This is a genomic window from Achromobacter sp. ACM03 (assembly GCF_014851665.1).
Lineage (GTDB): Bacteria > Pseudomonadota > Gammaproteobacteria > Burkholderiales > Burkholderiaceae_B > Achromobacter > Achromobacter aegrifaciens.
The window spans coordinates 436723-463531 of sequence record NZ_JACVAD010000002.1 but is presented as its reverse complement, the minus strand read 5'-3'; the positions used below and the strand labels follow the sequence as shown (position 1 = coordinate 463531).

The following is a 26809-nucleotide window of genomic DNA, read 5'->3' as shown; positions in this document are numbered from 1 at the left end:
CTGTTAGCGCAGCGCCTGGCGGCCGAAGAGTCCGCTGGGCCGGATGAAGATGGTGGCGACCATGAGCGCAAAGCCGCAGATGGTGGCAATGGAAGGATTGAAGAACACCACCGAGACTTGCTCCGTGACGCCGAACAGCAGCGCGCCGACCAGGGCGCCCACCGGATGGCCCAGCCCGCCCAGCACGATGACGATGAAGCCGATCAGCGTGTAGTCGTTGCCCATGAACGGCGAGAACGCTGGAAACACCATCGCCACCAGCACGCCGCTGGCGGCGGCCAGGCCGATGCCCAGGCCGAAGGCCACGGCCGACAGGCGTTCGGCGTTGATGCCCACGATGCGCACCGCGTCGCGGTTCATGATGATGGCGCGCAGCGCCTTGCCCAGCTGGCTGCGGTACAGGAACACCGTCAGCGCTCCGATGATGGCCAGGGCGATCACCAGCGCCAGGAGGCGCACGGTCGGGATCAGCACCGGCCCGAATTTCAGGAACACGGGCTCGATCTCATAGGGCAACGAACGCGCGTCGGCGTCGAACACCAGCAGCATGATGGCGCCCAGCATGATGGACACGCCGAACATCAGCAGCAGCGAGCTGATCTCGGGATCGTCCGCCTTGGACAAGCGCGGAATCAGCACGAAGTACAGCAAGTAGCCCGCCAGGAAGAATGCGGCGAAGGCCAGCGGCAGCGCCACCAGCGGATTGATGCCGGCGTACTCCATCAGATAGAAGGCGAAGTACGCGCCCAGCACCAGGAATTCGCCGTGCGCGAAGTTGACCACGCGCAGCACGCCGAAGATCACGTTCAGCCCCACGCCGATCAGGCCGTAGATGGCGCCCAGGATCAGGCCGTTGATCAGCCCTTGGATAATCAGTCCGGTCATGGCGGTTCCTCAGGCGATGTAGCGGCGCAATTGCGGCTTGCGTTTGATCAGGCTGCCGACGATGCCACGCGGCAGGAACAGCATCAGCAGCACGATGATCAGGCCCAGCAGCAGCAGGTTCACCACCGGGAATTTCTGCCAGATCATGTGGTCGATGCCCAGTAGCGCCAGCGTGCCGACGACTGGTCCGAGGATGGTGCCGAAGCCGCCCGCCATCGCATAGATGATGCTCTTGGCGGTGATCAACACGTGGAAGGCGTACTCCGGATCCACCACGTTCGTGTACCAGGCCTCGATGCCGCCAGCCAGCGCCGGGAACAGCGCGGCCAGCAGCCAGGCCTTGAGGCGGGTGTTGGGCACGTGGATGCCGACGCAGGCGGCCGCGCCGTCGTCGTCGCGAATGGCCTTGAGCGCGCGGCCCAGGCTGGACACCGACAGCCAGGTGACGGTGGCAAGGGTGGCGCCCATCACCGCCAGCATGGCGTAGTAGCTATGCGTGGGGTTGTTGGCATTGGACAGGATGATGCCCATGCTGCCGCCGGTGAAGGACTGCGGCAGGTTGGAGATGATCAGCTTGACGATGGTGGCCAGCGCCAGGCTCACGATGCCGAAGTACACCCCGCGCAAGCGCAGCGTGGGCGCCAGCAGCAGCGCGATCGCCACGCCCACGCCGCCCGCCGCCAGCAGCGACGGCAGGATGGGCCAGCCCAGGATCTTGTAGCAAATGCCGGTGGCGTACGAACCCACGCCGTAGAACACCACGTAGCCGAACGGCAGATAGCCGGTGAAGCCGACGCAGATGTTCATGGCGCTGGCCATGGTGATCCACAACATCAGGTAGAACGCGAACGAGATGTTCGACGTGGCCATCGGAATCAGAGCCAGGCCCGCGGCCAGGCCGGCAAAGACGATGATGGCGATGCGGGTGCGCAACCGCATTGCGCGCTGATCCTGCGCGCGATGCGAGGCGGCGCCCGCCGCCAGGACGGGACTGCTGCTCATATGTCTTCCTCCGGGCCGTTTCCGGGTTGGACGGCCGCTTTATTTGGAGGCGATTATGAACAGTTCAAACCATAACTGCAAGTTAAGGACTAACCCTTATTTTCGGCAGGAAAGGCCTCGACAAGCACCCCGCGCAGCTCCTTGATGAACTCCAGGGCGATGGCCGAGGGCTCGCGGTTGCTGGCATAGACGGCCGAGATATTCAGGGGAATGCGCTCGGCCAGCGGCACGATGACCACGTCCGGCATGGTGTTCTGCATGACCGTGAACTCATCCACGATGGCAATGCCTACCCCGGCATTCACCAGGGCGCAGGCCAGCTGGCTCCATGGCACGTCGGCGCACATGCGGCACGGCAGGCCCGCCTGCTCGAAGGCGCCCAGCACCAGCATGCCGAAGGGCATGCGCGTCCCCACCACGATGTGCGGATGCGGCGACAGATCGGCCAAGCTCACCTCGGCACGAGCTGCCAGCGGATGCGCCTTGGGTATGGCGGCCACCATCTTCCCCACATGCAACGGCTGGGACGTCAGGAAAGGGTGGTCTGCCTGCATCACCACCAAGCCCAGCTCGGCCTCGCCCTGCAACACGTCGGTGATCAGCGTGGGCAGCGCCGTCGTGTTCAGGCGCAACAGCAGCTCGGGATGGCGCTGCTGGAAACGCGCCACGGCGCGCGGCACCAGGAACTGAGCCAAGCTGGGAATGGAGGCCAACCGCAGCACCCCCGTGCCGTGCTCCGCCAGCGCGTCGGCCAGATCGTTGACGCGCTGCATCATGCGCTGCGTTTTCTCGATTTCCTCAAACAGGCTCTGCACTTGCGAGGTCGGCCTGAGCTTGCCGCGAACCCGCTCGAAGAGCGTCACCCCCATGGCTTTTTCCGTATGCGCCAGCATCCGGCTGACCGCCGGCTGGGAAATATTCAGCAGCCGCGCGGCGCCGCTGATGGACCCGGCCATGACGATGGCCCACAACATTTCGGTCTGTCGGTAATTCAATTTATTCAAGGCGTGCGCTCCATGCCTATTTGTTATACGCTATCTCGCATGTTGAGCAAACATTGCTCAACATATGGCCTGTGTCCGATGGTCCGCCACGGAACGCGGGGCCGCATACCAAAAACGATAGGAGACCTCCCATGCACGCTAGACCCTGGCTGTCCCGCATACCGGCGCTGGCCCTCGCCGTCGCCGCCCTGACCCCTGCCCTGGGCGCCGCCCAGACCTCGGACAAGATCCGCGTCGGCATGACCGTATCGTCGACCGGCAGTTTCGCGCTCGCCTCGCAGTCGGGCGTGCGCGGCGTCGAACTGTGGGTCGACGACGTCAACCGCCGCGGCGGCATCGAAGTCAAAGGCAAGAAATACCCCGTCGAGCTGGTCAAGCTGGACGACCGCAGCGACAAGCAGATGGTGACCCGCGTTTACGAACGCCTGATTGTCGATGAAAAAGTGGATCTGGTGTTCGCGCCCTTCGGCTCCACCCTGACCGCCGCGGCCGCCACGGTGACCGAACGCCTGGGCAAGTACATGATGGTCTGGTCCGCCGCCAGCGACGACCTGTACAAGCAAGGCTTCAAGAACATGGTGTCGGGTACGCAGATGCCGGTGTCGGCGATGCTGCGCGCGAACATGGAACTGGCCGCCAAGCAGGGCGTGAAGAAGGTCGCGCTGCTGTATTCGGACGAACCGTTCCCGGCGGGCCTGGCCGAAGGCGGCAAGGAGCAGGCCGCCAAGAACGGCATGGAAGTGGTGCTGTTCGAGAAGTACCCCAAGGGCCAGAAGGACTTCAGCACGATCCTGCAGAAGGCCCGTGCGGCCGGAGCCGAGGCGCTGGTGCCCACCTCCTACGAGGGCGATCTGATCAGCATGACGCGCCAGATGAAGCAGCTGGATATCAACTTCCCGTATGTCTTCATGGTGTATGCGTCGACGCCGCAATTCCAGGCCATCGGCGCGGACTCCAACTACATCTACAGCCACACCAACTACCACCCCGCGATCAACTGGAAGGTCAACGCCGGCCTGACGCGCGAGCAGTTCGCCGCCGCCTATGACCAGCGCTTCCCCAAGGCCGAGTTCCCGCCCGATTTCCAGACTGCTCTGGCCTATGGCGCGGGCGCGCTGACCGAGGAGATCGTCAAGCAAGCCGGCAGCACCGACGCCGCCGCGCTGAAGAAGGCATCGCTGGACCTGTCGGGCAAGCTCACCGTCATGGCCGGCCCCTACGCCATCGACGAGACGGGCAAGCAGCTCTTGATGCCCTTCCCCGTGGTGCAGCTGCTGCCGGGCAAGGGCATGGTCCCGGTCTGGCCGGCCGACGTGGCCACGCAAAAACCCGTCTACCCCGCCCCCGACTGGAACAAGCGCTGATCGCGCAAGCAGGAAGGCGGCGCGCGGCAGCCCGCGCGCCGCGCTGACATCACCCGAGGAAAACATGTCTGACATTGCATTTGCCACGCTCGGCGAACTTGCGCAGGGCCTGGCCGAAGGCCGCTACAGTTCGGTGGAGCTGGCGCGGCATTACCTGGACCGCATCGACCGCGCCAACCCGGCGCTGGGCGCCTACGTCAGCGTCGACCGCGAGGGCGCGCTGCGCCTGGCCGAAGCCGCCGACGCGCGCCGCCGCGCCGGCTATGGCCTGCTCGGTCCGCTGGACGGCCTGCCCGTCGCGGTCAAGGATCTGTGCGACATCGAAGGCCAGGTCACCACCGCCGGCTCGCAAGCCTGGCGCGAGCGCCGCAGCGCCACCACCGCCACCGCCGTGACCCGCCTGATCGACGCCGGCATGGTGGTGCTGGGCAAGACCCACATGGTCGAATTCGCCTTCGGCGGCTGGGGCACCAACCCCGTCATGGGCACGCCGCGCAACCCCTGGGACCTGGTGCGCGCCCGCATTCCCGGCGGTTCGTCCAGCGGCTCGGGCGTGGCGGTGGCCGCGGGCCTGGCGCCCGCCGCGCTGGGTTCGGACACAGGCGGCTCGGTACGCATTCCCGCCGCGCTCAACGGCATCACCGGCCTGAAAACCACGCGCGGCCTCATCAGCCTGTACGGCGCGGTGGCGCTGTCCCACACACTGGATTCCATCGGCCCGCTGACCCGCGACACCCGCGACTCGCTACTGCTGACCGCAGCCATGTCCGGACCCGACCCGCGCGATCCCGTGACGCGAGGCATACCCGCCTACCGCTACCGCGATCTGCGCGCGGGCGCCAAGCCGCTGGCCGGCACGCGCATCGCCGTCATGCCGCAGGCGCAGTACCCGATCGCCATCGACGCGGCGGTGCAAGGCGCGCTGGACGACACGCGGCGCGCGCTGACCGACCTGGGCGCGGAATGCGTGGAAGCCCCCTTCCCCTTCGATTTCCACGACATGATGCTGCGCAACGGCCTGATCATCGCCGCTGAAGCCTACGCCCAGCACCGCGACTACATCGAGGACGACAGCCTGCCGCTGGGCCGCTACGTGCGCTCCCGCGTGCTGGGCGGCAAGCAGACCAGCGCCGCCGACTACGTGCTGGCGCTGCAAGCCCACGCCCGCGCCTGCCAGGCCTGGCTGGACTGGATGCGCGACTACGACGCGGTCCTCGCGCCCTGCCTGCCGTTTGCCGCCTGCCCGCTGGAAGACGTGGACGAGGCCGCCACGCCGCTGGCCGCCTTCACCCGTCCCGGCAATTACGTCAACGCCTCGGGCCTGGCGCTACCCGCCGGCTTTGCCGCGGACGGCATGCCCATCGGCGTGCAGCTGCTGGGCAAGCCCAATGGCGAAGACGCGCTGGGCCGCATCGGCATGGCATTCCAGGCGGCCACCGACTGGCACCTGCGGCGTCCGGATCTGTCTGCGATCCAGTTGTAGACCGACGGTTGTAGACCCCAGGCCACCAAGGCCGGCCCCTCAGCAAGACGGGCCGGCCTTTTTTTGCGTTCCACCCAGTCCGCAAGCCGGCCGCAGCAGCGCCTCCAGCCAGTCCGCGAACACCTGCACCCGCCGCGATGGAGATCGCCGCTGCGGATAAAGCAGCGTCATCGGCATGGGCGCGGGGCGGTGGTCGGGCATGACTTCGACCAGCTCGCCCGCGGCGATCTGCGGCTGCACGTCGTAGGCCGGAATCTGGATCAGACCCAGACCCGCGACGCAGCTGGCAATATAGGCTTCGGCGCTATTGACCGTGACCCGCCCACGCAGAGGCGCGGTCCGGGACACGCCGCCATCCAGCCATTCCCAGAGCGCAAGCCGGCCGGTGGACGGCGAAGCGTAGTTCACGCAAGCATGCCCCGCCTCCAGATCGTCCGGCGTCAACGGCACGCCATGGCGCGCCAGGTAGGCCGGGCTGGCGACGTTGATCAAGCCCAGCATGCCTATCGGCCGCGCCACCAGGCCCGAATCCGGCAACACGCCGACTCGCAACACGCAATCCACGCCCTCTTCGATCAGGTTCACGGCACGGTCCGTCACGCCCAGCGTGACGTCGATCTGCGGATAGGCCGCCAGAAAAGACGGCAACGCTGGCGCCACGATGAGGCGGCCCACGCGTCCGGGCACGTCCACGCGCAGCATGCCGCTGGGACCCACCGAACTGTGGCGAAAGAGGTTCTCGGCCTCTTCCATGTCAGCCACCAGGCGCAGACAGCGCTCATAGAAGGCCGCGCCTTCCTGCGTGGGCGCCACCTGCCGCGTGGTGCGGTTCAGCAGCCGCGCGCCCAGCCGGCCCTCCAATTCCTGCACGGCGGCAGACACGGTGGAGCGCGGCAGGCCCAGCGTGTCCGCCGCGCGCGAGAAGTTCGCGCATTCGACGACGCGGGCGTAAACCCGGAACAGATCTATGCGGTCCATGGGGCGGATGGCTCCTGCGAGGCCTGGCCTCACTGTTCGTGATTTCTGGATAGAGATGCCAGAAATATCAGTTTTGTGCGGATTTTTTGGAATATATCATCGTCGGCACAAGGGCTCGCATTCGGCAGCCCGATAGCGGAGAGGACCATGGCAGACCACGGAATCAAAGGCAAAACCGTCATCATCGCGGGCGGCGCGAAGAACCTGGGCGGCTTGATCGCGCGGGACCTGGCGCAGCAAGGCGCGCGCGCGGTGGCGGTGCATTACAACAGCGCGGCCACCAAGGCCGACGCCGACGCGACGGTCGCCGCCGTCAAGGCCGCCGGCGCGCAGGCCGTCGCCTTGCAGGCCGACCTGAGTTCGGCCGGCGCAATGGAAAAGTTGTTCGCCGACGCGGTGGCCGCGGTAGGCCGGCCGGACATTGCGATCAATACCGTCGGCAAAGTGCTGAAGAAGCCCTTCACAGAAATCACGGAAGCGGAATACGACGAGATGGCTGCGGTGAACTCGAAGTCCGCCTTCTTCTTCCTGAAGGAAGCCGGCCGCCACGTCAACGACAACGGCAAGATCTGCACGCTGGTGACCTCGCTGCTGGGCGCCTACACGCCCTTTTACGCGGCCTACGCCGGCACCAAGGCGCCGGTGGAGCACTACACCCGCGCCGCGTCCAAGGAGTACGGCGCACGCGGCATTTCCGTGACGGCGGTAGGCCCCGGTCCCATGGACACGCCGTTCTTCTATCCGGCCGAAGGCGCCGACGCGGTGGCGTACCATAAGACCGCGGCCGCCTTGTCGCCGTTCTCGAAAACCGGGCTGACCGATATCGAGGACGTGGTGCCCTTCATCCGCTTCCTGGTGTCGGACGGCTGGTGGATCACCGGCCAGACGGTGCTGATCAACGGCGGCTACACCACCAAATAGGAGCGGCGCCATGCACGTACTGTTGACCATCGTCGGAGGCCTGCTGCTGCTGGCCGTGTTCGCGCTGTTCGGCAAGCAATGGGGCGGCGACGCCGCAGGCTCGATCGCCGCGGCCAAACTGTTCCTGCCCGCGTGGCTGCTGATGGCTATCGTCAACATGTGGGTCGGCGTCACGCGCGCCGGCTACACGGTGCGCGAAGAACTGCCCATCCTGCTGCTGGTGTTCGCGGTACCCGCCGCGGCGGCCTGGCTGGTCATCGCCTTCCTGCCGCGCGGGTGAAACGCTGGCATTGACCGCGCCAGCGCTCCATTCCGCATCCGCGCGGCCCGACCTCAGGGCTGCGCGGGAGCCGCCGCCGCAGGCGCGACGGGATTGTCCACGCGCGCTTGCGCCCCCGCGGCAGGCAGTCCTTCCCATCCGCCGCCCAGCGCCACGATCAGATTGACGCTGGCCGCGAAGCGATTGCCCAGCAGGCTCAGCGCATTGCGTTCGCTGTTGAGCGCGGTGGCGTCCACCACCGCCACGCTCAGGTAATCGACCAGACCCGCCTTGTACTGGTTCTGCGTCAGGCGCAGCGATTCACGCGCCGCTTCGAGCGCGCGGCGCTGCACCACCTGTTCGTTCTCCATGACGCGCAACTGGATCAGGTAGTCCTCGACCTCGCGCAATCCGGTCAGCGCCGTCTGACGGTAGGCGGCCGCTTGCGCGTCATAGGACGCGCGCGCCTGTTCCACCTGCGCCTCGCGCGCGCCGCCATCGAATATCGTCAGCGCCAGCGCCGGTCCCAGCGACCAGAAACGCGCCGGCGCCGTCAACAGTTCCGCGAACTGGCCGTTGCGAAAACCGCCATCGGCCGACAGCGTCAGGCTGGGGAACCACGCGGCCTGCGCCACGCCGATCTGCGCATTGGCGGCGGCGGCGCGGCGTTCGGCCGCCGCCACGTCAGGACGGCGTTCCAGCAGCTCGGAAGGCAGGCCCACCGGGATCTGCGGCAGTTGCAGCGCGAACACCGTGGGCGGCAGGCTGAATTGCGACGGCGCCTGGCCCATCAGTACGGCGATGGCGTGTTCGAGCTGGCCGCGCTGCCAATCCAGGTCGATGGATTGCGCGCGCGTGCTTTCCACCTGCGTGCGCGCCACGGCCACGTCGGCCTGCCCCGCCACGCCCACGGCGTAGCGGTTCTGCGTCAGCTGCAGGGATTTTTCATAGGCCGCCACGGTGGCGTCCAGCAGGCGTTTCTGTTCATCCAGCACGCGCAATTGCAGATAGGCCTGCACCAGCGCGGCCTGCGCGCTCAGGCGCGTGGCGCCCAGGTCGGCCAGGCTGGCCGCGGCGCTGGCCTCCGAGGATTCCACGCTGCGCCGCACGCGGCCCCACAGGTCCACTTCCCAGCTGACGCTGCCGGTCAGTGAATACTGGTTCGAAACATTGCTGCCGGACGAAGTCGAAGAACCATTCTGCCCGCCGCCGCTGCCCGAGCGCGTCATGCCCGCGCCCGCGCCCACCGTGGGGAAGAAGCCGGCGCGCGCGCCGCGCACCAGGCCCAGCGCCTGCCGGTAGTTGGCCTCGGCCTGGGCCACGGTCTGGTTGGACGCGTTCAGGCGCTCCACCAGGCCGTTCAAGGTCGCATCGTCGTAGACCTGCCACCATGCGCCGCGCTCGGCCTGGTCCAGCGGCCGGGCGGGCTTCCAGCCTTCGACCTGGTCCTGCCCTTCCTTGTAGGCCGTGCCCACGTCCAGCGCCGGGCGCTGGTAATCGGGGCCGACCGCGCAAGCGCCCAGCAGCGCGCACAGCGCGGCCGCGGCGATGCTGCGGGGAAAGAACAGGTTGGGAACAGACTTGGCGTTGCGCATCATGTGGGTTCTATGGAAGCGGAGGACCCGTTCCTGGAAGCGCGCTTGCGCGCGGCCCAGAGACGGAAGCGGTCCAGGTAAAGATAGACCACGGGCGTGGTGTACAGCGTGAGGATCTGGCTCAGGACCAGGCCGCCGACGATGGTAATGCCCAGCGGCTGGCGCATTTCCACCCCGGCGCCAGTGGCGAGCACCAGCGGCAGCGCGCCGAAGATGGCGGCCATGGTTGTCATCATGATGGGGCGAAAGCGCGTCAGGCACGCCTGGAAAATGGCCTCGCGCGGATTCATCCCCTGGGTGCGCTCGGCGTCCAGGGCGAAGTCCACCATCATGATGGCGTTCTTCTTGACGATGCCGATCAGCAGGAACACCCCGATCAGCGCAATCAGCGTGAAGTCATAGCGCACCAGCAGCAGTGCCAGCAGCGCGCCCAAACCGGCCGACGGCAGGGTCGACAGGATGGTCAGGGGATGCACGAAGCTTTCATACAGGATGCCCAGCACGATGTACATGGTGACCAGCGCCGCCAGGATCAGCCAGGGCTGCTGCGCCAGCGTCTGCTGCAGGGCCGCGGCGGTGCCCTGGAAGCCGGCCTGGATCTGGTCTGACGGCAGCCCGATGCGCGCCACCGCCGCATCGATGGCGCTGGTGGCCTGGCCCAGCGACACGCCGGGCGCCAGGCTGAACGAGATGGTATCGGCCACGAACAGCCCCTGATGCTGCACGCTGAGCGGCGCGTTGGCGTTTTCCAGGCGGGTGAAGGCCGACAGCGGCACCCGCGCGCCGGCCGTGGTGATGACTTCGACCTGCCTGAGCGATTCGATGTCCTGCGCGAACTTCGGGTCCACGCCCAGCACCACGTGGTACTGGTTCAACGGCCCGTACATCACCGACACCTGGCGCTGGCTGAAGGAGTTGTTCAGCACCGTGGAAATGGTGGACATGCTGACGCCCAGGCGGGTCGCGGCCTCGCGGTCGATCACCAGGTTGATCTGGCGGCCCTTGTCCTCGACGTCGGTGTCCACATCGGTGATTTCGGGAATCTGCGCCATGGCCTGCTGCACCTTGGGCATCCAGGTGCGCAGCAATTGCAGGTCGCCCGCCATCAGCGTGTAGTCGTAAGAGCCCTGGCTCTGGCGCCCGCCGATGCGTATGTCCTGCTGCGACACCAGGAACATGCGCGCGCCTGGCATGTTCTGCAGCTTGCCGCGCAGCCGGTTGATGACCACGTCCGCCGAAACTTTGCGCTCTTCCAGGGGCTTTAACTGGATCTGCATGAAGCTGCTGTTGCTGCCGCCGCGTCCGCCCGCGTAACCCGTCATGCTCTGCACGGCCGGATCCGCCAGCACCACCTTGCGCAGCGCTTCCAGCTTGGGCAGCGTGGCCTGGAACGAGGTGCCCTGGTCGACCCGGAAAAAACCCAGCAGCTGGCCCGTGTCCTGCTGTGGGAAGAAGCCCTTGGGCACCACGGTGTACAGATAGACGTTCAGGCCAACGGCCACCGCCAGGATCAGCATCATCAGGCGGCTGTGCGTCAACGCCCAGCGCAGGCTGCGGCGGTAGCCGTCCAGCATGGCGTCGAAGCCACGCTCCGACCAGCGCGCGAGCCGGCCCGGCGGCTTCTCTTCCGGGGCTTCCTGACGCAACAGGCGCGCACACATCATGGGCGTCAAGGTCAGCGACACCACCAGCGACACCATGATGGCGGCCGACAGCGTCACCGCGAACTCGCGGAACAGCCGCCCGACCACGCCGCCCATCAGCAGGATGGGGATGAACACCGCCACCAGCGACAGGCTCATCGACAGCACCGTGAAGCCCACTTCGCGCGAACCGCGCAGCGCCGCACGCATGGGCGACATGCCTCGTTCCACGTGGCGCATGATGTTCTCCAGCACCACGATGGCGTCATCCACCACGAAGCCGGTCGCCACGATCAGCGCCATCAGCGAAATGGTGTTCAGCGTGAAGCCGCTGAGGTACATGATGCAGAAGGTGCCGATCAGCGACACCGGCACCGCCACGCTGGGGATGATGGCCGCGCGCCAGCGCCGCAGGAACAGCAGCACTACCAGCACCACCAGGCCCACCGCGATGATCAGGGTCAGCTCGGCTTCGTGCAGCGAGGCCCGGATGCTGGGCGTGCGGTCCTGCGCCACCGTCATGTGCGCGTCCGCCGGCATCAGCGCCTGCAGGATGGGCAGCTGGGCGCGCACCGCGTCCACGGTTTCGATGATGTTGGCGTCGGCCTGGCGCCGCACGATCATCAGGATGGCCTTGCGCTCGTTGAAGAAGCCTGTCTGGTACAGGTCTTCGACCGAGTCCTCGACGCGGGCCACGTCGGACACGCGCACCGGCGCGCCGTCCTTCCAGGCGACGATCAGCGGCCGGTATTGCTCGGCGCGGCTGAGCTGGTCGCTGGCCATGATCTGCCAGTGGTAGCGGTCATTCTCCAGCACGCCCTTGGGACGGTTGGCGTTGGCATTGGCCAGCGTGGTGCGCAGCTGGTCCAGCGACACGCCGCGGTTGGCCAGCGCGCCCGGCAGCACGGTGACGCGCACCGCCGGCAGCGAACTGCCGCCCACCGTCACCTCGCCCACGCCGTCCACCTGCGACAGCTTCTGCGCCACGATGGTCGAGGCGATGTCGTAGAGCTGGCCCTGACTGAGCGTGTCGGACGTCAACGCCAGGGTCATGATGGGCGCGTCGGACGGATTGGACTTATGGTACGTGGGATTGCTGCGCAGGCCGGTCGGCAGGAGCGAGCGCGCCGCGTTGATGGCGGCCTGCACGTCGCGGGCCGCGCCATTGATGTCGCGCGACAGATCGAACTGCAGCGTGATGCGGGTGGAGCCCTGCGAACTGCTGGAGGTCATCTCGGTCACGCCGGCGATGCTGCCCAGTGAACGCTCCAGCGGCGTGGCCACGCTGGACGCCATGGTTTCCGGACTGGCGCCCGGCAGGCTGGCCGACACCGAAATGGTGGGGATGTCCACCTGCGGCAACGGCGCCACGGGCAAGAGGAAGAACGACAGCAGACCTGCCAGCACGACCGCCAGGCTCAGCAGCGTGGTCGCCACCGGCCGGACGATGAAGGGTGCCGACAGGATCATGACGCATCCTCCGCCCGCGCCTGGTCCACGCCGCGCCAGCGGCGCGACATGCGGTCGAACATCAGGTAGATGACCGGCGTGGTGAACAGCGTCAGCACCTGCGACAGCAGCAGTCCGCCCACCATCACCAGGCCCAGCGGCTGACGCAGCTCCGCGCCGGTGCCAGTCGACAGCATCAGCGGCAGCGCGCCGAACAGCGCGGCCAGCGTGGTCATCAGGATGGGCCGAAAGCGCAGCAGCGCCGCTTCATGGATGGCCGCGCGCGGACTCAGCCCGCGCTTGCGCTCCGCGTCCAGCGCGAAGTCGATCATCATGATGGCGTTCTTCTTGACGATGCCGATCAGCAGGATGATGCCGATGATGCCTATCATGTCCAGCTCGGTGCCGCTGATCAGGAGCGCCAGCAGCGCCCCCACGCCGGCCGAAGGCAAGGTCGACAGGATGGTGATGGGGTGGATATAGCTTTCGTACAGCACGCCCAGCACGATGTACATCGTCACGATGGCGGCCAGGATCAGCCACAGGGTGCTGGACAGCGAATTCTGGAACGCCAGCGCCGCGCCCTGGAAGCGCGTCTCGACGCCGGTGGGCAGGCCGATATCGGCCTCGGCCGCGATGATGTCCTCCACCGCGCCGGACAAGGACGCGCCCGGCGCCAGGTTGAAGGACACCGTCACCATCGGGAACTGGTCCAGCCGGTTCACCGCCAGCACCGTCTTGCCTTCGCTGATATGCGCCACTGACGACAGCGGCACCTGCGCCCCGGTCGAGGTAGGCACGTGGATCTGGCCCAGCGAGGCCGGCGTGACCTGGAACTGCGGCTCGACCTCCAGCACCACGCGGTACTGGTTGGATTGCGTGAAGATGGTGGAAATCAACCGCTGGCCGAAGGCGTTGTAGAGCGCCTCGTCAATTACCGCCGCCGTGATGCCCAGCCGCGACGCGGCGTCGCGGTCGATCTCGACCCAGGTCTGCAGGCCGTCGTCCTGCAGGTCGTCGGTCACGTCCTTCAGGCCGGGCACCTGCCGCAGGCGGTTCACCAGCTTGGGCGTCCATTCGCTCAACACCTTCAGGTCGGGATTGGACAGCGTCATCTGGTACTGCGTGCGGCTCACGCGGTCCTCGATGGTCAGGTCCTGCACCGGCTGCATGTAGACGGTCAGGCCATCCTGCTTGGCCAGCGCCTGCTCCAGGCGTCCCATCACCGTGCGCAGGTCGCCGTTGCGCTCGGCTTGCGGCTTGAGCGCGATCTGCATGCGTCCGGCGCTGAGCGTGGCGTTGCTGCCGTCCACGCCGATGAAGGACGATACGGCCTGCACGTCGGGATCTTCCAGCACCAGGCGCGCGGCCTCGCGCTGACGCTCCGCCATGGCGGGGAAGGAAATCGATTGCGGCGCCTGGGTGATGGCCTGGATCAGCCCGGTGTCCTGCTGCGGGAAGAAGCCCTTGGGGATCACCAGGTACAGCAGCACGGTCAGCGCGAAGGTTGCCAGCGCCACCAGCAGCGTCAGCGGCTGATGCCGCAGCACGACCTGCAGCCAGCGGTCGTAGCCGGCGATCACGCGGTCGATGAAGGCGCCCGTAACCTGATGGAAGCGGCCGTGCTTCTGCTCGGATTCGGCGCGCAAGAGGCGCGCGCACATCATGGGCGTCAGCGTCAGCGACACCACCAGCGATATCAGGATGGAAACGGCCAGCGTGATGGCGAACTCGCGGAACAGCCGCCCCACCACTTCGGTCATGAAGAGCAGCGGGATCAGCACGGCGATCAGCGAAAAGGTCAGCGAGATCAGCGTGAAGCCGATCTGCGAGGCGCCCTTGAGCGCGGCTTGCAGCGGCGTCTCGCCTTCCTCGATGTGGCGGGCGATGTTCTCGATCATGACGATGGCGTCGTCCACCACGAAGCCGGTGGCTATGGTCAACGCCATCAAGGTCAGGTTGTTGATGGAGAAGCCGGCCAGGTACATGATGCCGAAGGTACCCACCAGAGACAGCGGCACCACCACGCTGGGGATCAGCGTCGCCGTCAGGCTGCGCAGGAACACGAAGGTCACCATGACCACCAGGGCCACGGCCAGCATCATCTCGAACTGCACGTCGGCCACCGAATCGCGGATGGTCTGGGTGCGGTCGGACACCACGCTCACGTCCAGGGTCGCGGGCAAGGCGGCGCGCAGCTGGGGCAGCAGCGCCTGGATCCGGTTGACCACGTCGATCACGTTGGCGCCCGGCTGGCGCTGGATGTTCAGGAGGATGGCGGGCTTGTCGCCGGCCCAGGCCGCCTGGCGCGTGTCCTCGGCGCCTTCGACGGCGCGCGCCACGTCGGACAGGCGCAGCGGCGCATTGTTCTTGTACGCGATGATCAGGTCGTTGTAGTCGGTGGGCGTCTTGAGCTGATCGTTGGCGTTGATGGTGGTGGACCGCTGCGGTCCGTCCAGATTGCCCTTCGGCTGGTTGACGTTGGCGCCAACGATGGCCGTGCGCAGGTCCGACAGCGACAGGCCGTTGGCCGCCAGCGCCTGCGGATTGACCTGTACCCGCACCGCCGGACGCTGGCCGCCCGCCACGCTGACCAGGCCCACGCCGGGAATCTGCGACAGCTTCTGCGCCACCCGCGTATCCACCAGGTCGCGCACCTGCGGCAAGGGCATGGTGGGGGACGTGATCGCCAGCGTCAGGACCGCGGCGTCCGCCGGGTTCACCTTGTTGTAGGTCGGCGGCACCGGCAGGTCGCTGGGCAGCAGGTTCGAAGCGGCGTTGATCGCCGCCTGCACCTGCTGTTCAGCCACGTCCAGGGGCAGCGTCAAATTGAACTGCAGCGTGATGACCGAGGCCCCGCCCGAACTGGTGGACGACATCTGGTTCAGGCCCGGCATCTGTCCGAACTGCCGTTCCAGTGGCGACGTCACCAGCGAAGTCATCACATCGGGACTGGCGCCGGGGTACAGCGTCACCACCTGGATCGTCGGATAGTCCACTTCCGGCAGGGCCGAAACGGGCAGCAGCCGGTAGGCGATGAAACCGGCGATCAGGATCGCCACCATCGACAGCGTGGTGGCTACCGGACGCAGGATGAACAGGCGCGACGGGCTCACGATGTTTCCCGGCTTACTTCGACGGCGGCGTGGTGCCGGCCGGCGCGCCCGCGCCCAGGGTCTTGTCGCGGGTGGCGGGGATCACGTCCGAGCCGCCCACCACTTCCACCTTGGCGCCCGCGCGCAGACGGTCGGTGCCTTCGACGACCACCCGGTCGCCGGGCTGCAGGCCTTCGTTGACGGCCACCATGCCGTTGTTGACGGCGCCCAGCTTCAGCTGGCGCACCTGCACGGTGTTGTCCTGCTGCACCAGGAACACGAAGGCGCCGGCCGAGCCTTGCTGGATGGCGGCGGTGGGGATCGCGGTCACGTCCTTGCGCGTGAGCACGTGCAGGCGCACGTTGACGAACTGGTTGGGAAAAAGCGCGTCGTCGGCGTTTTCAAAACGCGCCTTCAGCTTCAGGGTGCCGGTGGTGACGTCGATCTGGTTGTCCATCGTTTCCAGCTGGCCCGTGGCGATGCGCCGGGTGTCGGCGCGGTCATAGGCATCCACCGCCAGCGTCTTGCCGGCGGCGATCTCGGCGCGCACTTCGGGCAGCTGGGTCTCGGGCAGCGTGAACACCACGGAAATCGGCTGGGTCTGGGTGATCACCACCAGTCCGTTGGTGTCCGAGCTGGACACCAGATTGCCGCGGTCCACCTGGCGCAAGCCCAAACGGCCGCTGATGGGCGCGGTGATACGCGCGTATTCCAGTTGCAGGCGGGCGTTGTCCACGTTGGCCTGGTCGCTCTTGACGGTGCCTTCGTACTGCCGCACCAGGGCGGCCTGCGTGTCGACCTGCTGCTTCGCGATCGAGTCCTGCTTGTACAGCGCCTGATAACGCTGCAGGTCGCGCCGGGCGTTCTCCAGCTGGGCCAGGTTCTGCATCTGCGTGCCGCGCGCCTGGTCCAGGGCCACCTGGAACGCCCGCGGGTCCACCTGCGCCAACAGGTCGCCGGCCTTCACTTGCTGGCCCTCCTGGAAGGCCACTTCCACCAGTTCGCCGCTGACCCGGCTGCGCACGGTAACGGTGTTGTAGGCGGTGACCGTGCCCAGCGACTTCAGGAAGATATCGATGTCCTGCTTGGCGGCCGTGGCGATGCGCACCGGCACCGCGGGGGTCATCATGGCGCCCGCTGGCGGCCGGCCCCCGGGACGCCCCCCCGGGGCGCCCGCCCCGCCCGGCTTGGCCGCGGGCCGCAGCACCAGCCAGGCTATGCCCGCCACAACGAGCAATACCAGCGCCAGCCCAAGCAGGCGGCGGCGGGTCCAACGGGTGGGCGGAGATACGGGACGGCTATCAGGCATGGAACAGTTCCGGCACGGGCGGAGGAAAGCCGTATTGTGTACCAGACCGTCCCGGTTTCCAGCGCCGCGATCCCTGGTTGAAACTGGGAGCAACAGGAATCTGGGCGGAAGGCAAAGTGGGCCGCCTGGCCCCGCAGGCTTGGTCCGCCTTGCCCCATTCAAGCGCTGCTTGGTGGGTTACGCGCGTCGGACAACGGGCGGAGTTGCGCGAGGATGCTCGCGCTCCACCCATCCTATGAGGTGCAGAGCGTCATCTGGAAGGGGACGTCGCGGGCGACCTGCTGGGGCTTGAATTCGCCGTCCTGGGTGGAAAAACGTATCCAGATCATGTACTTATTGGCACTGATCTCGGGAAACACGCCCTGGGCGGGGTCCAGCCAGACCCGCAGCAGCTGGAACTGCTTGCCGCCCAGCATCTGCTGGTAGGCGCCCTGCTCGCCCACGATGTCCGACTTGCGGCCCGATTCGCGCAGCAGGCGCAGGGCCAGGGTCAGGCCGTCATACAAAGGAATGAAGGGTGCCACCCAGGCCTGCAGGTCGGCGCAGCGGGCGGCCTCGGATTTGTTCTGCCAGGCGAAATACGAGGGCATGTCGACCTGCGTGGCGCTGCCCGGCACCGACAGGCGTCCGCGCAGGCTGGTCAGCCATTCGTTTTCGCGCAGGGACTGGCCGGTCTTGCCAGGCGCGGCCAGCGCCGTGGTCACCTTTTCCATTTCGCGCAGCATGGCTTCAAGCGCATCCTGTGCAACGCCGGGATGATCGCGCAGCCCGACCAGCGCCATGCGCTGGCGTTCCAGGTCTTGCAGGACCGCGCCTTTTACATCGGTGCGTTCGCAGGCATCGAGCAGGTCGAACAGGGAGGTGACGGCGACCTGATGCAGGCGCGAGTCCCCCTCGCGGGCAAAGAAGAACAGCCTGTCGAACAGGTATTCCAGCCGCAGATAAGCGCGGATGCGCTCATTGAAGGGGTATTCGTAAACGATCACGCTTCTTTACAGGCCCATCTGTGTTTGGCCGGCTGGGCCAATGTTATTCAGGGGTGCCGGCCTAGCGCGGAGCTTGCCGGCCCGTCGTGCTCGCCAGCGCCAGCCAGCGGTCATGCAGGATCTTCGCCTGCGCGCGCAGTTGTTCCGGCGTAGTGCCTGCGTCATTGACGATGACGTCGTCGGCGACTTCCAGACGGCTTGCCCGCGCAGCCTGTGCCGCCATGATACGCCGTATGGCAGGCTCCGTCAGCCCGCTGCGTTGGCGCACCCGCGCCACCTGCGTCTCCGGGTCGCAATCCACCACGCAGATGCGGTCCAGGCGCGAGCGCCAACGCGGCAACGATTCAACCAGCAGCGGCACCACGAAGACCAGATACGCACCGGTCGCAGCCGCGGCCTGGCGCTCGGTCTCCTGCCCGATGGCGGGATGCAGCACGGCCTCCAGCCGCAAGCGCACCTGCGGATCCGAGAACGCCTGATCCCGCATCCACGCGCGGTCCAGCGCCCCGTCCGGCGTCAATGCCCGCGGGCCGAACTCGCGTTCTATCGCAGGCATGGCAGCACCGCCCGCGGCGGTCAGCTCACGCGCGATCTCGTCGGTATCGACCAGCGTCGCCCCCCACTCTGCAAGCATGTCCGCCACCCGGGTCTTGCCCGATCCGATGCCGCCCGTCAGACCTATCTTCAACATACCGCCCATCCCATGGAGGACATGAACCGCCCTATTGCAAAAACTGCCCCAAGCCGTGCTCGCCGCCCACCAGCAGCGTCACGACGCCCGCCAGCGCAAGATAGGGACCAAAGGGCAATGGCTGCCCGCGACTGGCGCGGCCGCTCAAGGTCAGCGCGCCGCCGATCAGCACGCCCAGCAACGATGCGCTCAGCAGCAGCGTCGGCAGGGCTTCCACGCCAAACCATGCGCCCAGCGCGGCGAGCAGTTTGAAATCACCATAGCCCATGCCCTCGCGCCCCGTCAGCAGGCGGAACACATGAAAGATAACCCACAGGAAGACGTAGCCCGCCACCGCCCCCACCACCGCCATCTGCAGGCTGGCATAGGCATCGAACAGATTGACCAGCAGCCCGGCCCAGAGCAGCGGCTGGGTCAATGCGTCGGGCAGCAGTGTGGACTCGAAGTCGATCCAGGCCAGCGCCACCAGCATGGCCGACAAGCCCATGGCGGACAGCGCCAGCGGCGTGGCGCCGAACCGCCAGGCGCATGCAGCGAACAGCGCGCAGGTCAGCAGTTCGATGGCCGGGTAGCGCCACCCGATGGCCACGCCGCAAGCGCCGCAGCGACCTCGCAACAGCAGCCAACCCAGCAGCGGCAGCCGCCGCCAGCCCGCCACGGGGGTGTCGCAGGCGGGGCAGTGCGATGCCGGCAACCACAGGCCATAGCGCCCCGCCGCAAGCGGCTTGCCCGAGGCTTCCTGGCAGTGCGCCTGCCATTCCTGCTCCATCATGCGTGGCAGCCGGTGGGTCAGCACCGTCAGCCAGTTGCCGACGAACAAACCCGCCAGCGCCGCCAGGCCGATGAACAGGCCCAGAGGCAGATCGAAGACATGCCGCATCGCCGTCATCCACACGCGCGGCACTGGGCCGCAACGGCGCCACGCCAGGAGCTGGCGATAGTGCGCGGGGCAGGCTGGCGGCGGCCGTGTCGTAAATAGTGCATAAAGTGTTGAGGATGCCCAAGTGCGGCTAAGGGGAACGTATCGAATCTTCGCATAAGTGCGTAAAATCGGAGACAGACTCACCACACGGATAAGCTGCCATGACCGCGCGCGTAGAAATCGGTACCCGCTCCCGCAAACTCAGCGTCATGGGGCTGCTGCTCGCAGGCACCGCATTGGGCGCAGCTGGCTGTGCCCAACAGAAAACCGAAGGCTACTACGACCCTCCCGCCGAAAGCACCGTGACCGACGCCCAGTACCAGGGGTCGGGCGCGGGATATCGCAGCGTCATCCGTGCGCCGTCGCAAGTGCAGATCGCGCTCAAGCCGGATGCCCCCCGCAAGAACCAGAATCAGGCCGCCCAGGCCGCCGCCGGCGGTCAGACCACGGAAGACGGCCAGGCAGTCCCGGCAGACACCGAACACACCACCTCGGCATCCGCCGCAAGCGCGCCGGCCGCCGCCAGCCCGGCAAATGCCAGCGCGCCCAACCCGGCGGTGCAGAGCCTGGTGCCGCAGCCGCAGACCTACATGGGCACCCTGCCGTGCTTCTCGCCCGCCATGCAGTGCACCGCACAGCGCGTGACGCTTACGCTGGCGCCCAATGGCCGTTGGCGCGGCCGCGTGGCCTACCTGGAAAACGATCCCAAGAAAGGCCCGCCGGTTACCGAGCAAGGCTGCTGGGATGCCACCGACGAGCGCCCGCCGCGCGTCATCCTGATGGACAGCAAGGGCAATGGCCGCGCGGAATTCGTGGTGGCTGCCAACAACGTGCTGCGCGTGCGCTCCATTGACGGCCAGACGCCCAACCTGAACTACAACCTGACCCGCCAGCCTGATCTGGACCCGATCGACGAATTGGCCAAGGCGGCCGCGCCCCAGTGTCCTTGAGGCCCGCCGGCGGCCATTGAGTACGCCGCCTGCGCAGCCTTCCTACCCGGGTCCGACGAACATCACGTTCGCCGGGCCCGGTGCTTTTGGACTACCCAGACTGGCTGTCTGGGTCGGCGCCAAGATCGGAACGGCGTGCAGCGGGACTTGCCAGGCATGGGCTGTACGCTGGCGTCGGCGGCTCATGCAGCACATAGCTCGGACTGACGCTGCCGGGCGGGCGCATGGAAACCAGCGCATGCCGGCGGTCCGGCCCAGCCGCCCCAGGCACGGGCGAGGCGCCGGAACGGCCGTGCTCGCACAGCCGGCACGCCAGTTGCATGGCGTTGCGCACTTGCAGCTTGGTGAAGATGCGGGAGCGGTGGGCCTCGACCGTGCGCAGCGAAATGCCCAGGTCTATGGCGATGACTTTATTGGGGCGGCCGGCGGCCACATAGGTGACGATTTGCCGTTCGCGGGGAGTGAGGGAAGAAAGAACGGCTTCCAGATCGGGACGGGGAGCTTGCATGGGGCGGCTCGCTTGCAATGTAGGATTGCACCGAGTCTGACCCGCCTCCCGCCACCACGTAAGCTGGTAGTTCTTTCAGGGGTGGACATGGACGCCACCCCCGCGGCCTTGCCGTCTCAGGCCGTGTAGGCCAGTTCCAGATTGTCGATCAGGCGGGTCGTGCCCAGCTTGGCCGCCGCCAGCGCCACCAACGGTTCGCCGGCCTGCAGGTCGGCGGCTTCGGGACGCTTGAGGTCGCGTTGGCGGCGCAGAGCCACGTAGTCCACCTGCCAGCCGCGCCGGGTCAGGGTCTCGACGGCTTCGCGCTCCAGGGCGGCGGCATCGCGTTCGCCCTGGGCCAGGCGCTCGTTGGCGTGCCGCAACGCGGCATACAACGCAGGCGCCTCGGCGCGGTCGGCGTCGCTGAGGTAACGGTTGCGCGAGGACAAGGCCAGGCCATCTTCGGCGCGCACGGTCTCGTGCGCCAACACTTCGACGGGCAATTGGAATTGGCGACACATGTTGCGCACCACCATCAGCTGCTGGTAGTCCTTCTTGCCGAACACCGCCACGCGCGGCTGCACGCAGGAGAACAGCTTCAGCACCACGGTGCTGACGCCTTCGAAGAAGCCGGGGCGGAACTCGCCTTCCAGGATATCGCCCAGGTCGTCCGGGGGCTGCACACGGAAGTTCTGCGGCTCCGGATACATCTCGCGCTCGTTCGGCGCGAACAGCACGTAGACGTCGCGCTCGCGCTCGAGCTTCTCGATGTCGGCGGCGAGCGTGCGGGGATACTGGTCGAAGTCTTCGTTGGGACCGAACTGCAGGCGGTTCACGAAGATGCTGGCCACCACCGGATCGCCATGCTGGCGCGCCAGCTTCATCAGGGACAGGTGGCCTTCGTGCAGATTGCCCATCGTGGGCACGAAGGACACGCGATTCTGGCCGCGCAGGTGATCGCGCAATTCCTGGATGGTGTGTACGACTTTCAAGGAGTTTCTCCGGGGTTGGGGGCAGCCCGGTGAGGATCAGGCCGCGACCGCCGACACGCTGGTGTAGGCCAGGCGCACGTAGATGGGAGCATAGGGCTCGGCCTGCGTAATTTCCAGCAGGGACTCGCGCGCCAGCTCCAGCATGGCGATGAAATGCACGACGACCACCGCCGCGGGCGCGCCTTCGCGGACGCGCTCCATGAACAGGTCGCCGAATTCCATGAAGCGCACGTCGTTCAGGCGCCGCAGGATATGCGTCATGTGATCGCGCACGGACAACTGTTCGCGCGTGATGTGGTGATGCTGGTTCAGCTTGGCCCGCTTCATGATGTCGGCCCACGCCGCGCGCAAGTCGTCCACGCTGACCTCGGGCAGCATGCGCTCGACGCTCAGGTCGGCCACCGCCTGGCTGCTGACGAAGTCGCGGCCCAACTGCGGCATCGCGTCCAGCTTCTGGGCGGCCAGCTTCATCTGCTCGTATTCGAGCAGGCGGCGCACGAGTTCGGCGCGTGGATCTTCCGGCTCTTCGCCGGTGTCGGTCTTCTTGACCGGCAGCAGCATGCGCGACTTGATCTCGATAAGCATCGCCGCCATCAGCAGGTACTCTGCGGCCAGCTCCAGGTTGTGGATGCGGATCTGCTCCACATACGACAGATACTGCCGCGTGACATCCGCCATGGGGATGTCCAGCACATTGAAGTTCTGCTTGCGGATCAGGTAGAGCAGCAGGTCGAGCGGCCCTTCAAACGCTTCCAGAAACACTTCCAGCGCATCCGGCGGGATGTACAGGTCCGTGGGCATCTGGAACAGCGGCTCGCCATACAGGCGCGCGAACGCCACGCTGTCGATCGTGTCAGGGGTGCTGTCGACGGGCGGTTCCACTAGCGCGGCCAGGGCGTCGCCCGGGACGGAAGCGTTTTGGGCCATGATTGCCGCAATGGGCTCAGTCGGCCTGGTAGACGTACGGCTTTTGCGGCACGCGGGCCGCGCGGAAGCCTTCCAGCAGCTCCGAGTCCTGCGGTTTGTCCCAAAGGCGGGCGCGGCCCTCGCGCTGGCGCTCTTCGGTGCCAGGATGCGATTTCTTGTAGTCCTTCAGGAAAAGGGTGATCTCGGATTCGTAGTTGGTCGCCATGGCACCAATTTCAATGGGTTTCGGATGTAGGGAGTTTACTTCACGGCGGCCCACCCCCCGGCGTTACAATCTCGCGGCACCCATCGCCCCCGCCCGCCATGTCCGCAGAAACCGCAGCAGCAGCCCGCCCCGCTCCTCTTTCCAGTGAGCAAGCCGCGCGCGCGGCGCGCATGATTCCCTTCATCGTGGGCTGTGCGCTGTTCATGCAGATGCTGGACGCCACCGTGGTGGCCACTGCCCTGCCAGCCATGGCCCACGCCCTGGGTTCGACCCCGGTACGGCTGAACGTGGCCATTACTTCCTACCTGCTGTCGGTGGCGGTATTCGTGCCCGTCAGCGGCTGGGCGGCCGACCGCTACGGCGCGCGGCGGGTGTTCGTGGCGGCGATCGGCCTGTTCACGCTCAGCTCGGTGGCCTGTGCGCTGTCCCAGGATCTGCCGCAACTGGTCCTGGCCCGCATCGTCCAGGGGATGGCGGGCGCAATGATGGTGCCGGTGGGGCGCATCATCCTGCTGCGCACCGTGCCCAAGCAGGACTTGCTGAAGGCCATGTCCTTCCTTTCCATTCCGGCCCTGCTGGGCCCCGTGATCGGACCGCCGTTGGGCGGCTTCATGGTCACCTACATGTCCTGGCACTGGATCTTCCTGATCAATATCCCTATCGGTATCCTGGGAATTTTCCTGGTGCTGCGCTACGTCGCGGAAATCCGCGAGGAAGCCGCCCCGCGCCTGGACTGGCCGGGCTTCCTGCTCAGCGCGATCTGCCTGGCGACCCTGGTCAGCGGTTTCGAGGCCATCGGCCGCGACGTCATGCCGCCGTCCGTGCTGCTGGGGCTGATCGCGGTCGGCACGATCTGCGGCCTGCTCTATGGCTGGCATGCCAAGCGCACCGAACACCCCATCATCGACCTGTCGCTGATGCGGATCCCCACCTTTGCCATCTCCACGCTGGGCGGCAACCTGTGCCGTTTCGCCGTGGGCGCCACGCCCTTCCTGCTGGCCATGCTGCTGCAGGTGGGTTTTGGCCTCACGCCGTTCGCGGCCGGCCTGATCACCTTCGCCAGCGCCGCGGGCGCGCTGCTGATGAAGTTCGTGGCCACCCCCATCGTCAAGCACTTCGGCTTTCGCCGGGTCCTGACCGTGAACGCCGTGCTGGCGGGCGCGTTCATCGTGGTCTGCGGCGCCTTCACGCCCACCACGCCGGTGTGGCTGATGATCGCGATCCTGCTGGTCGGCGGCTTTTTCCGTTCGCTGCAGTTCACCGGGGTAAATACGCTAACCTATGCCGACATCCCCCCGTCCAAGATGAGCCGCGCCAGCAGTTTCGCCGCGATGGCGCAGCAGCTGGGCATCAGCCTGGGCGTGGGCGTGGCCGCGGTGACGCTGAACATCAGCATGTCCCTGCGCGGCGCGGAAACGCTGGCGATCCGCGATGTCGTCGCGGGCTTCATCGTCGTCGGCGTGCTGTGCATGGCTTCGACCTTCTCCTTTAGACGCCTCGACCCTCTGGCCGGGGCACACCTGAACGGCGCCAAACAAAGTGACGACGAATGAATTTGTCCTAGCCCTGGACCAGGGCACGACCAGCTCCCGCGCAATCGTGTTCGACCGTGAGGGCGTGGTGCGCGGCGTGGGCCAGCGCGAATTCCGCCAGCACTATCCGCGGCCGGGCTGGGTCGAGCACGACGCCAGCGAGATCTGGCATAGCCAGCTGGACGTGGCGCGCGAAGCCCTGCGCAATGCCGGCGCCACCGCCGCCGACATCGCCGCCATTGGCATCACCAATCAGCGCGAAACCACCCTGATCTGGGAACGCGCCACCGGCCGCCCGCTGGCGCGCGCCATCGTCTGGCAGGACCGCCGCACGGCGCCCATGTGCGACCAGCTGCGCCAGGACGGCCACGCCGATTTCCTGCAATCGCGCACCGGCCTGGTGCTGGACGCCTATTTTTCCGGCACCAAGCTTGCCTGGCTGCTGGATCACGTGCCGGGCGCACGCCAGATGGCCGATCGCGGCGAACTGGCCTTTGGCACGGTGGACACCTGGCTGATCTGGCAACTGACGGGCGGCGCGGTGCACAGCACCGACCCGAGCAACGCCTCGCGCACCATGCTGTTCGACCTGCACACGCAGGACTGGAACGACGAGATCCTGGCGCTGCTGAAGATCCCGCGCAGCGTGCTGCCCACCATCGCGCCCAGCAGCGCGGTGGTGGGTGAAGCCCTGCCCGAATGGTTGGGCGGTTCGATCCCGATTGCCGGCAACGCCGGCGACCAGCAGGCCGCCACCTTCGGCCAGGCCTGCTTCACGCCGGGCATGGCAAAGAACACCTACGGCACCGGCTGCTTCATGCTGATGAACGTGGGCGAAAAACCTGTGCAGTCCCACAACAACCTGCTGTCCACGGTAGGCTGGGGCCTGCCGCAGGCCGGCGACAGCGGCTGGCGCCCGACCTACATGCTGGAAGGCGGCGTGTTCGTGGCCGGCGCGGCGGTGCAATGGCTGCGCGACGGCCTGGGCATCATCCAGCGTTCGGAAGAAATCGAATCCCTGGCCGCCAGCGTGGCCGACACCGACGACGTATTCATGGTCCCGGCCTTCGCCGGCCTGGGTGCGCCGCACTGGGATCCGTATGCGCGCGGCACGCTGGTGGGCCTGACCCGCGGCACCACCCGCGCCCACATCGCCCGCGCCACGCTGGAATCCATCGCTCTGCAAAGCGCCGAACTGCTGACCTGCATGAACGGCGACAGCGGCATCGCGCTGACCGAGCTGCGCGTGGACGGCGGCGCCGCCCGCAACGACCTGCTGATGCAGATGCAGGCGGATTTGCTGGGCGTCCCGGTGGTCCGCCCGCGCGTATCGGAATCGACGGCGCTGGGGGCCGCGGGGTTGGCGGGGCTGGCGGTAGGGTTCTGGTCGGGGCTGGAGGAGTTTGCCTCGAAGTGGCAGGCTGAGCGGACGTTCGAACCGACTTGGCCGGAGTCCGTGCGGGCTGCGCGGATGAAGCGGTGGCGGCAGGCGGTGGAGTTGTCCAAGGGGTGGTCGGATAGTGCTGGGAAGTAGGCGGGCTTTGTCGCTTCTGGCGATGTTGCTTCGTGGTATTAAGCTCGGCCGAGGCTGCGTTTGCATGGTTTCGAGGCGCCGTTCCAGTGCTTCGTAGGCCGCCCATCGGCGCGGGCGCCTGAGTGGCGGGCGCCCACGATTGCGGTCCGGAGCCTTCGCTCCGGACTGCCCCGTCGTCATCTTCGTCCAGGCCTTCGGCCTTCCCTTCAGATTCCCTCGGGCGCATCGAGGTTGCCCGCCACTCAGGCGCCCGCGCCGATGGGCTACTTGAATCTTGGACTGATGCGCTGCTAGAGCTGTGGTCAGGGACGATTCTTGGGCTGCCCGTCATTCTCGGCCGCGCGGGCGGCCGAGAATGACATACGTGATTTCTTGAATCTCGATTGTGTTCGCTTGCGCGAATGCGGCGAGTGGTTTGCTAATGGTCGCCAGCTCATGAGGGATGGGCGGTGATGGATGGCGCGCGGTGGCGAACTGCTTGCGCATGCTGACCGTCACGCGCGCCACCCATCCGGCACCCGCGTTAGGTCGACGACGGCCCGCGCGCAGCGTCATCATGCGACGCAAGACACCGAGTAAGCCCCAAAAGGCCGCCC

23 protein-coding genes are annotated in these 26809 nt (G+C 67.0%); 7 read left to right on the top strand and 16 right to left on the bottom strand.

Translation table 11 applies throughout. From position 1 onward, the window contains the following. Positions 1 to 3: 3 nt before the first annotated feature. The 3 genes from IB257_RS10420 to IB257_RS10410 form a co-directional block, all read right to left on the bottom strand. Positions 4 to 885 carry a branched-chain amino acid ABC transporter permease gene (locus tag IB257_RS10420; protein ID WP_054459258.1) on the bottom strand — a complete coding sequence of 294 codons (882 nt, stop codon included), beginning with the start codon at positions 883 to 885 and terminating at the stop codon, positions 4 to 6. A gap of 9 nt (positions 886 to 894) precedes the next feature. Then, entirely contained in the window at positions 895 to 1887 is a 993-nt protein-coding gene (locus IB257_RS10415; protein WP_054459260.1) for a branched-chain amino acid ABC transporter permease, read from the bottom strand. A gap of 89 nt (positions 1888 to 1976) precedes the next feature. Next, a complete protein-coding gene (locus tag IB257_RS10410; RefSeq protein WP_054459262.1) occupies positions 1977 to 2861 on the bottom strand; it encodes a LysR family transcriptional regulator in 885 nt (294 codons plus the stop codon). 161 nt (positions 2862 to 3022) lie between these two features. On the opposite strand from IB257_RS10410, the gene IB257_RS10405 reads away from it, so the two are divergent. After that, positions 3023 to 4255 (top strand): amino acid ABC transporter substrate-binding protein, encoded by a 1233-nt coding sequence (locus tag IB257_RS10405; RefSeq protein ID WP_054459264.1) that lies wholly within the window; start codon positions 3023 to 3025, stop codon positions 4253 to 4255. Between the two features lie 64 nt (positions 4256 to 4319). Then, on the top strand, positions 4320 to 5738 hold the full coding sequence (locus IB257_RS10400; RefSeq protein ID WP_192492260.1) for an amidase: 1419 nt from the start codon (positions 4320 to 4322) through the stop codon (positions 5736 to 5738). A 39-nt stretch (positions 5739 to 5777) separates the two neighbouring features. On the opposite strand, the gene IB257_RS10395 is transcribed toward IB257_RS10400, so the two are convergent. After that, positions 5778 to 6716, bottom strand: coding sequence for a LysR family transcriptional regulator (locus tag IB257_RS10395; protein ID WP_192492259.1), 939 nt, complete (start codon positions 6714 to 6716; stop codon positions 5778 to 5780). A gap of 147 nt (positions 6717 to 6863) precedes the next feature. Here IB257_RS10395 and IB257_RS10390 point away from each other — a divergent pair, with 147 nt between their 5' ends. Together IB257_RS10390 and IB257_RS10385 are read left to right on the top strand one after the other, a co-directional pair. After that, the gene (locus tag IB257_RS10390) at positions 6864 to 7637 is read left to right on the top strand and encodes an SDR family oxidoreductase (RefSeq protein WP_054459269.1); all 774 of its coding nucleotides are present in this window, start codon (positions 6864 to 6866) and stop codon (positions 7635 to 7637) included. 10 nt (positions 7638 to 7647) lie between these two features. Beyond that, positions 7648 to 7917, top strand: a complete 270-nt coding sequence (locus IB257_RS10385; protein ID WP_054459270.1) for a hypothetical protein — start codon at positions 7648 to 7650, stop codon at positions 7915 to 7917. Between the two features lie 53 nt (positions 7918 to 7970). Here the strand turns inward: IB257_RS10385 and IB257_RS10380 are convergent, their stop codons facing one another. The 7 genes from IB257_RS10380 to IB257_RS10350 all read right to left on the bottom strand — a co-directional run bounded on the left by IB257_RS10380 (position 7971) and on the right by IB257_RS10350 (position 19544). Continuing rightward, positions 7971 to 9494, bottom strand: a complete 1524-nt coding sequence (locus IB257_RS10380) for an efflux transporter outer membrane subunit (protein ID WP_192492258.1) — start codon at positions 9492 to 9494, stop codon at positions 7971 to 7973. Continuing rightward, positions 9491 to 12604 carry a multidrug efflux RND transporter permease subunit gene (locus tag IB257_RS10375; protein WP_054459275.1) on the bottom strand — a complete coding sequence of 1038 codons (3114 nt, stop codon included), beginning with the start codon at positions 12602 to 12604 and terminating at the stop codon, positions 9491 to 9493. Before IB257_RS10375 ends, IB257_RS10380 begins: the two co-directional genes overlap by 4 nt. Beyond that, on the bottom strand, positions 12601 to 15699 hold the full coding sequence (locus IB257_RS10370) for an MdtB/MuxB family multidrug efflux RND transporter permease subunit (RefSeq protein WP_175212740.1): 3099 nt from the start codon (positions 15697 to 15699) through the stop codon (positions 12601 to 12603). The genes IB257_RS10375 and IB257_RS10370 overlap by 4 nt, the downstream gene beginning before the upstream one ends. 13 nt (positions 15700 to 15712) lie before the next feature. Continuing rightward, positions 15713 to 16987 carry an MdtA/MuxA family multidrug efflux RND transporter periplasmic adaptor subunit gene (locus IB257_RS10365; RefSeq protein ID WP_054459279.1) on the bottom strand — a complete coding sequence of 425 codons (1275 nt, stop codon included), beginning with the start codon at positions 16985 to 16987 and terminating at the stop codon, positions 15713 to 15715. Positions 16988 to 17220: 233 nt separating this feature from the next. Further along, the gene (gene zapD / locus IB257_RS10360; RefSeq protein ID WP_054459281.1) at positions 17221 to 17973 is read right to left on the bottom strand and encodes a cell division protein ZapD; all 753 of its coding nucleotides are present in this window, start codon (positions 17971 to 17973) and stop codon (positions 17221 to 17223) included. Between the two features lie 61 nt (positions 17974 to 18034). Continuing rightward, on the bottom strand, positions 18035 to 18664 hold the full coding sequence (coaE, locus tag IB257_RS10355) for a dephospho-CoA kinase (protein ID WP_119451856.1): 630 nt from the start codon (positions 18662 to 18664) through the stop codon (positions 18035 to 18037). 31 nt (positions 18665 to 18695) lie between these two features. Then, positions 18696 to 19544, bottom strand: coding sequence for an A24 family peptidase (locus IB257_RS10350; RefSeq protein ID WP_192492257.1), 849 nt, complete (start codon positions 19542 to 19544; stop codon positions 18696 to 18698). Between the two features lie 203 nt (positions 19545 to 19747). On the opposite strand from IB257_RS10350, the gene IB257_RS10345 reads away from it, so the two are divergent. Next, positions 19748 to 20536 (top strand): copper resistance protein NlpE N-terminal domain-containing protein, encoded by a 789-nt coding sequence (locus IB257_RS10345; RefSeq protein ID WP_175212743.1) that lies wholly within the window; start codon positions 19748 to 19750, stop codon positions 20534 to 20536. A gap of 91 nt (positions 20537 to 20627) precedes the next feature. Here IB257_RS10345 and IB257_RS31710 read toward each other — a convergent pair whose 3' ends face one another. From IB257_RS31710 to IB257_RS10325, 4 genes are all read right to left on the bottom strand, one after another. Continuing rightward, positions 20628 to 21044, bottom strand: a complete 417-nt coding sequence (locus IB257_RS31710) for a response regulator transcription factor (RefSeq protein WP_192492256.1) — start codon at positions 21042 to 21044, stop codon at positions 20628 to 20630. 116 nt (positions 21045 to 21160) lie between these two features. Continuing rightward, entirely contained in the window at positions 21161 to 22015 is an 855-nt protein-coding gene (gene panC, locus IB257_RS10335; protein WP_054459288.1) for a pantoate--beta-alanine ligase, read from the bottom strand. A gap of 36 nt (positions 22016 to 22051) precedes the next feature. Then, the gene (locus tag IB257_RS10330; RefSeq protein ID WP_054459290.1) at positions 22052 to 22942 is read right to left on the bottom strand and encodes a ScpA family protein; all 891 of its coding nucleotides are present in this window, start codon (positions 22940 to 22942) and stop codon (positions 22052 to 22054) included. A 16-nt stretch (positions 22943 to 22958) separates the two neighbouring features. Then, the gene (locus IB257_RS10325; protein WP_042796240.1) at positions 22959 to 23147 is read right to left on the bottom strand and encodes a DUF3460 family protein; all 189 of its coding nucleotides are present in this window, start codon (positions 23145 to 23147) and stop codon (positions 22959 to 22961) included. A gap of 98 nt (positions 23148 to 23245) precedes the next feature. Here IB257_RS10325 and IB257_RS10320 point away from each other — a divergent pair, with 98 nt between their 5' ends. Together IB257_RS10320 and glpK are read left to right on the top strand one after the other, a co-directional pair. Further along, positions 23246 to 24700, top strand: a complete 1455-nt coding sequence (locus IB257_RS10320) for a DHA2 family efflux MFS transporter permease subunit (RefSeq protein WP_119451859.1) — start codon at positions 23246 to 23248, stop codon at positions 24698 to 24700. Beyond that, positions 24687 to 26213: a glycerol kinase GlpK gene (glpK, locus tag IB257_RS10315; RefSeq protein ID WP_175159706.1), complete on the top strand. Its 1527-nt coding sequence runs from the start codon at positions 24687 to 24689 to the stop codon at positions 26211 to 26213. The genes IB257_RS10320 and glpK overlap by 14 nt, the downstream gene beginning before the upstream one ends. 327 nt (positions 26214 to 26540) lie before the next feature. Here the strand turns inward: glpK and IB257_RS10310 are convergent, their stop codons facing one another. Beyond that, entirely contained in the window at positions 26541 to 26771 is a 231-nt protein-coding gene (locus tag IB257_RS10310; protein ID WP_125472753.1) for a hypothetical protein, read from the bottom strand. Between the last annotated feature and the right edge of the window lie 38 nt (positions 26772 to 26809).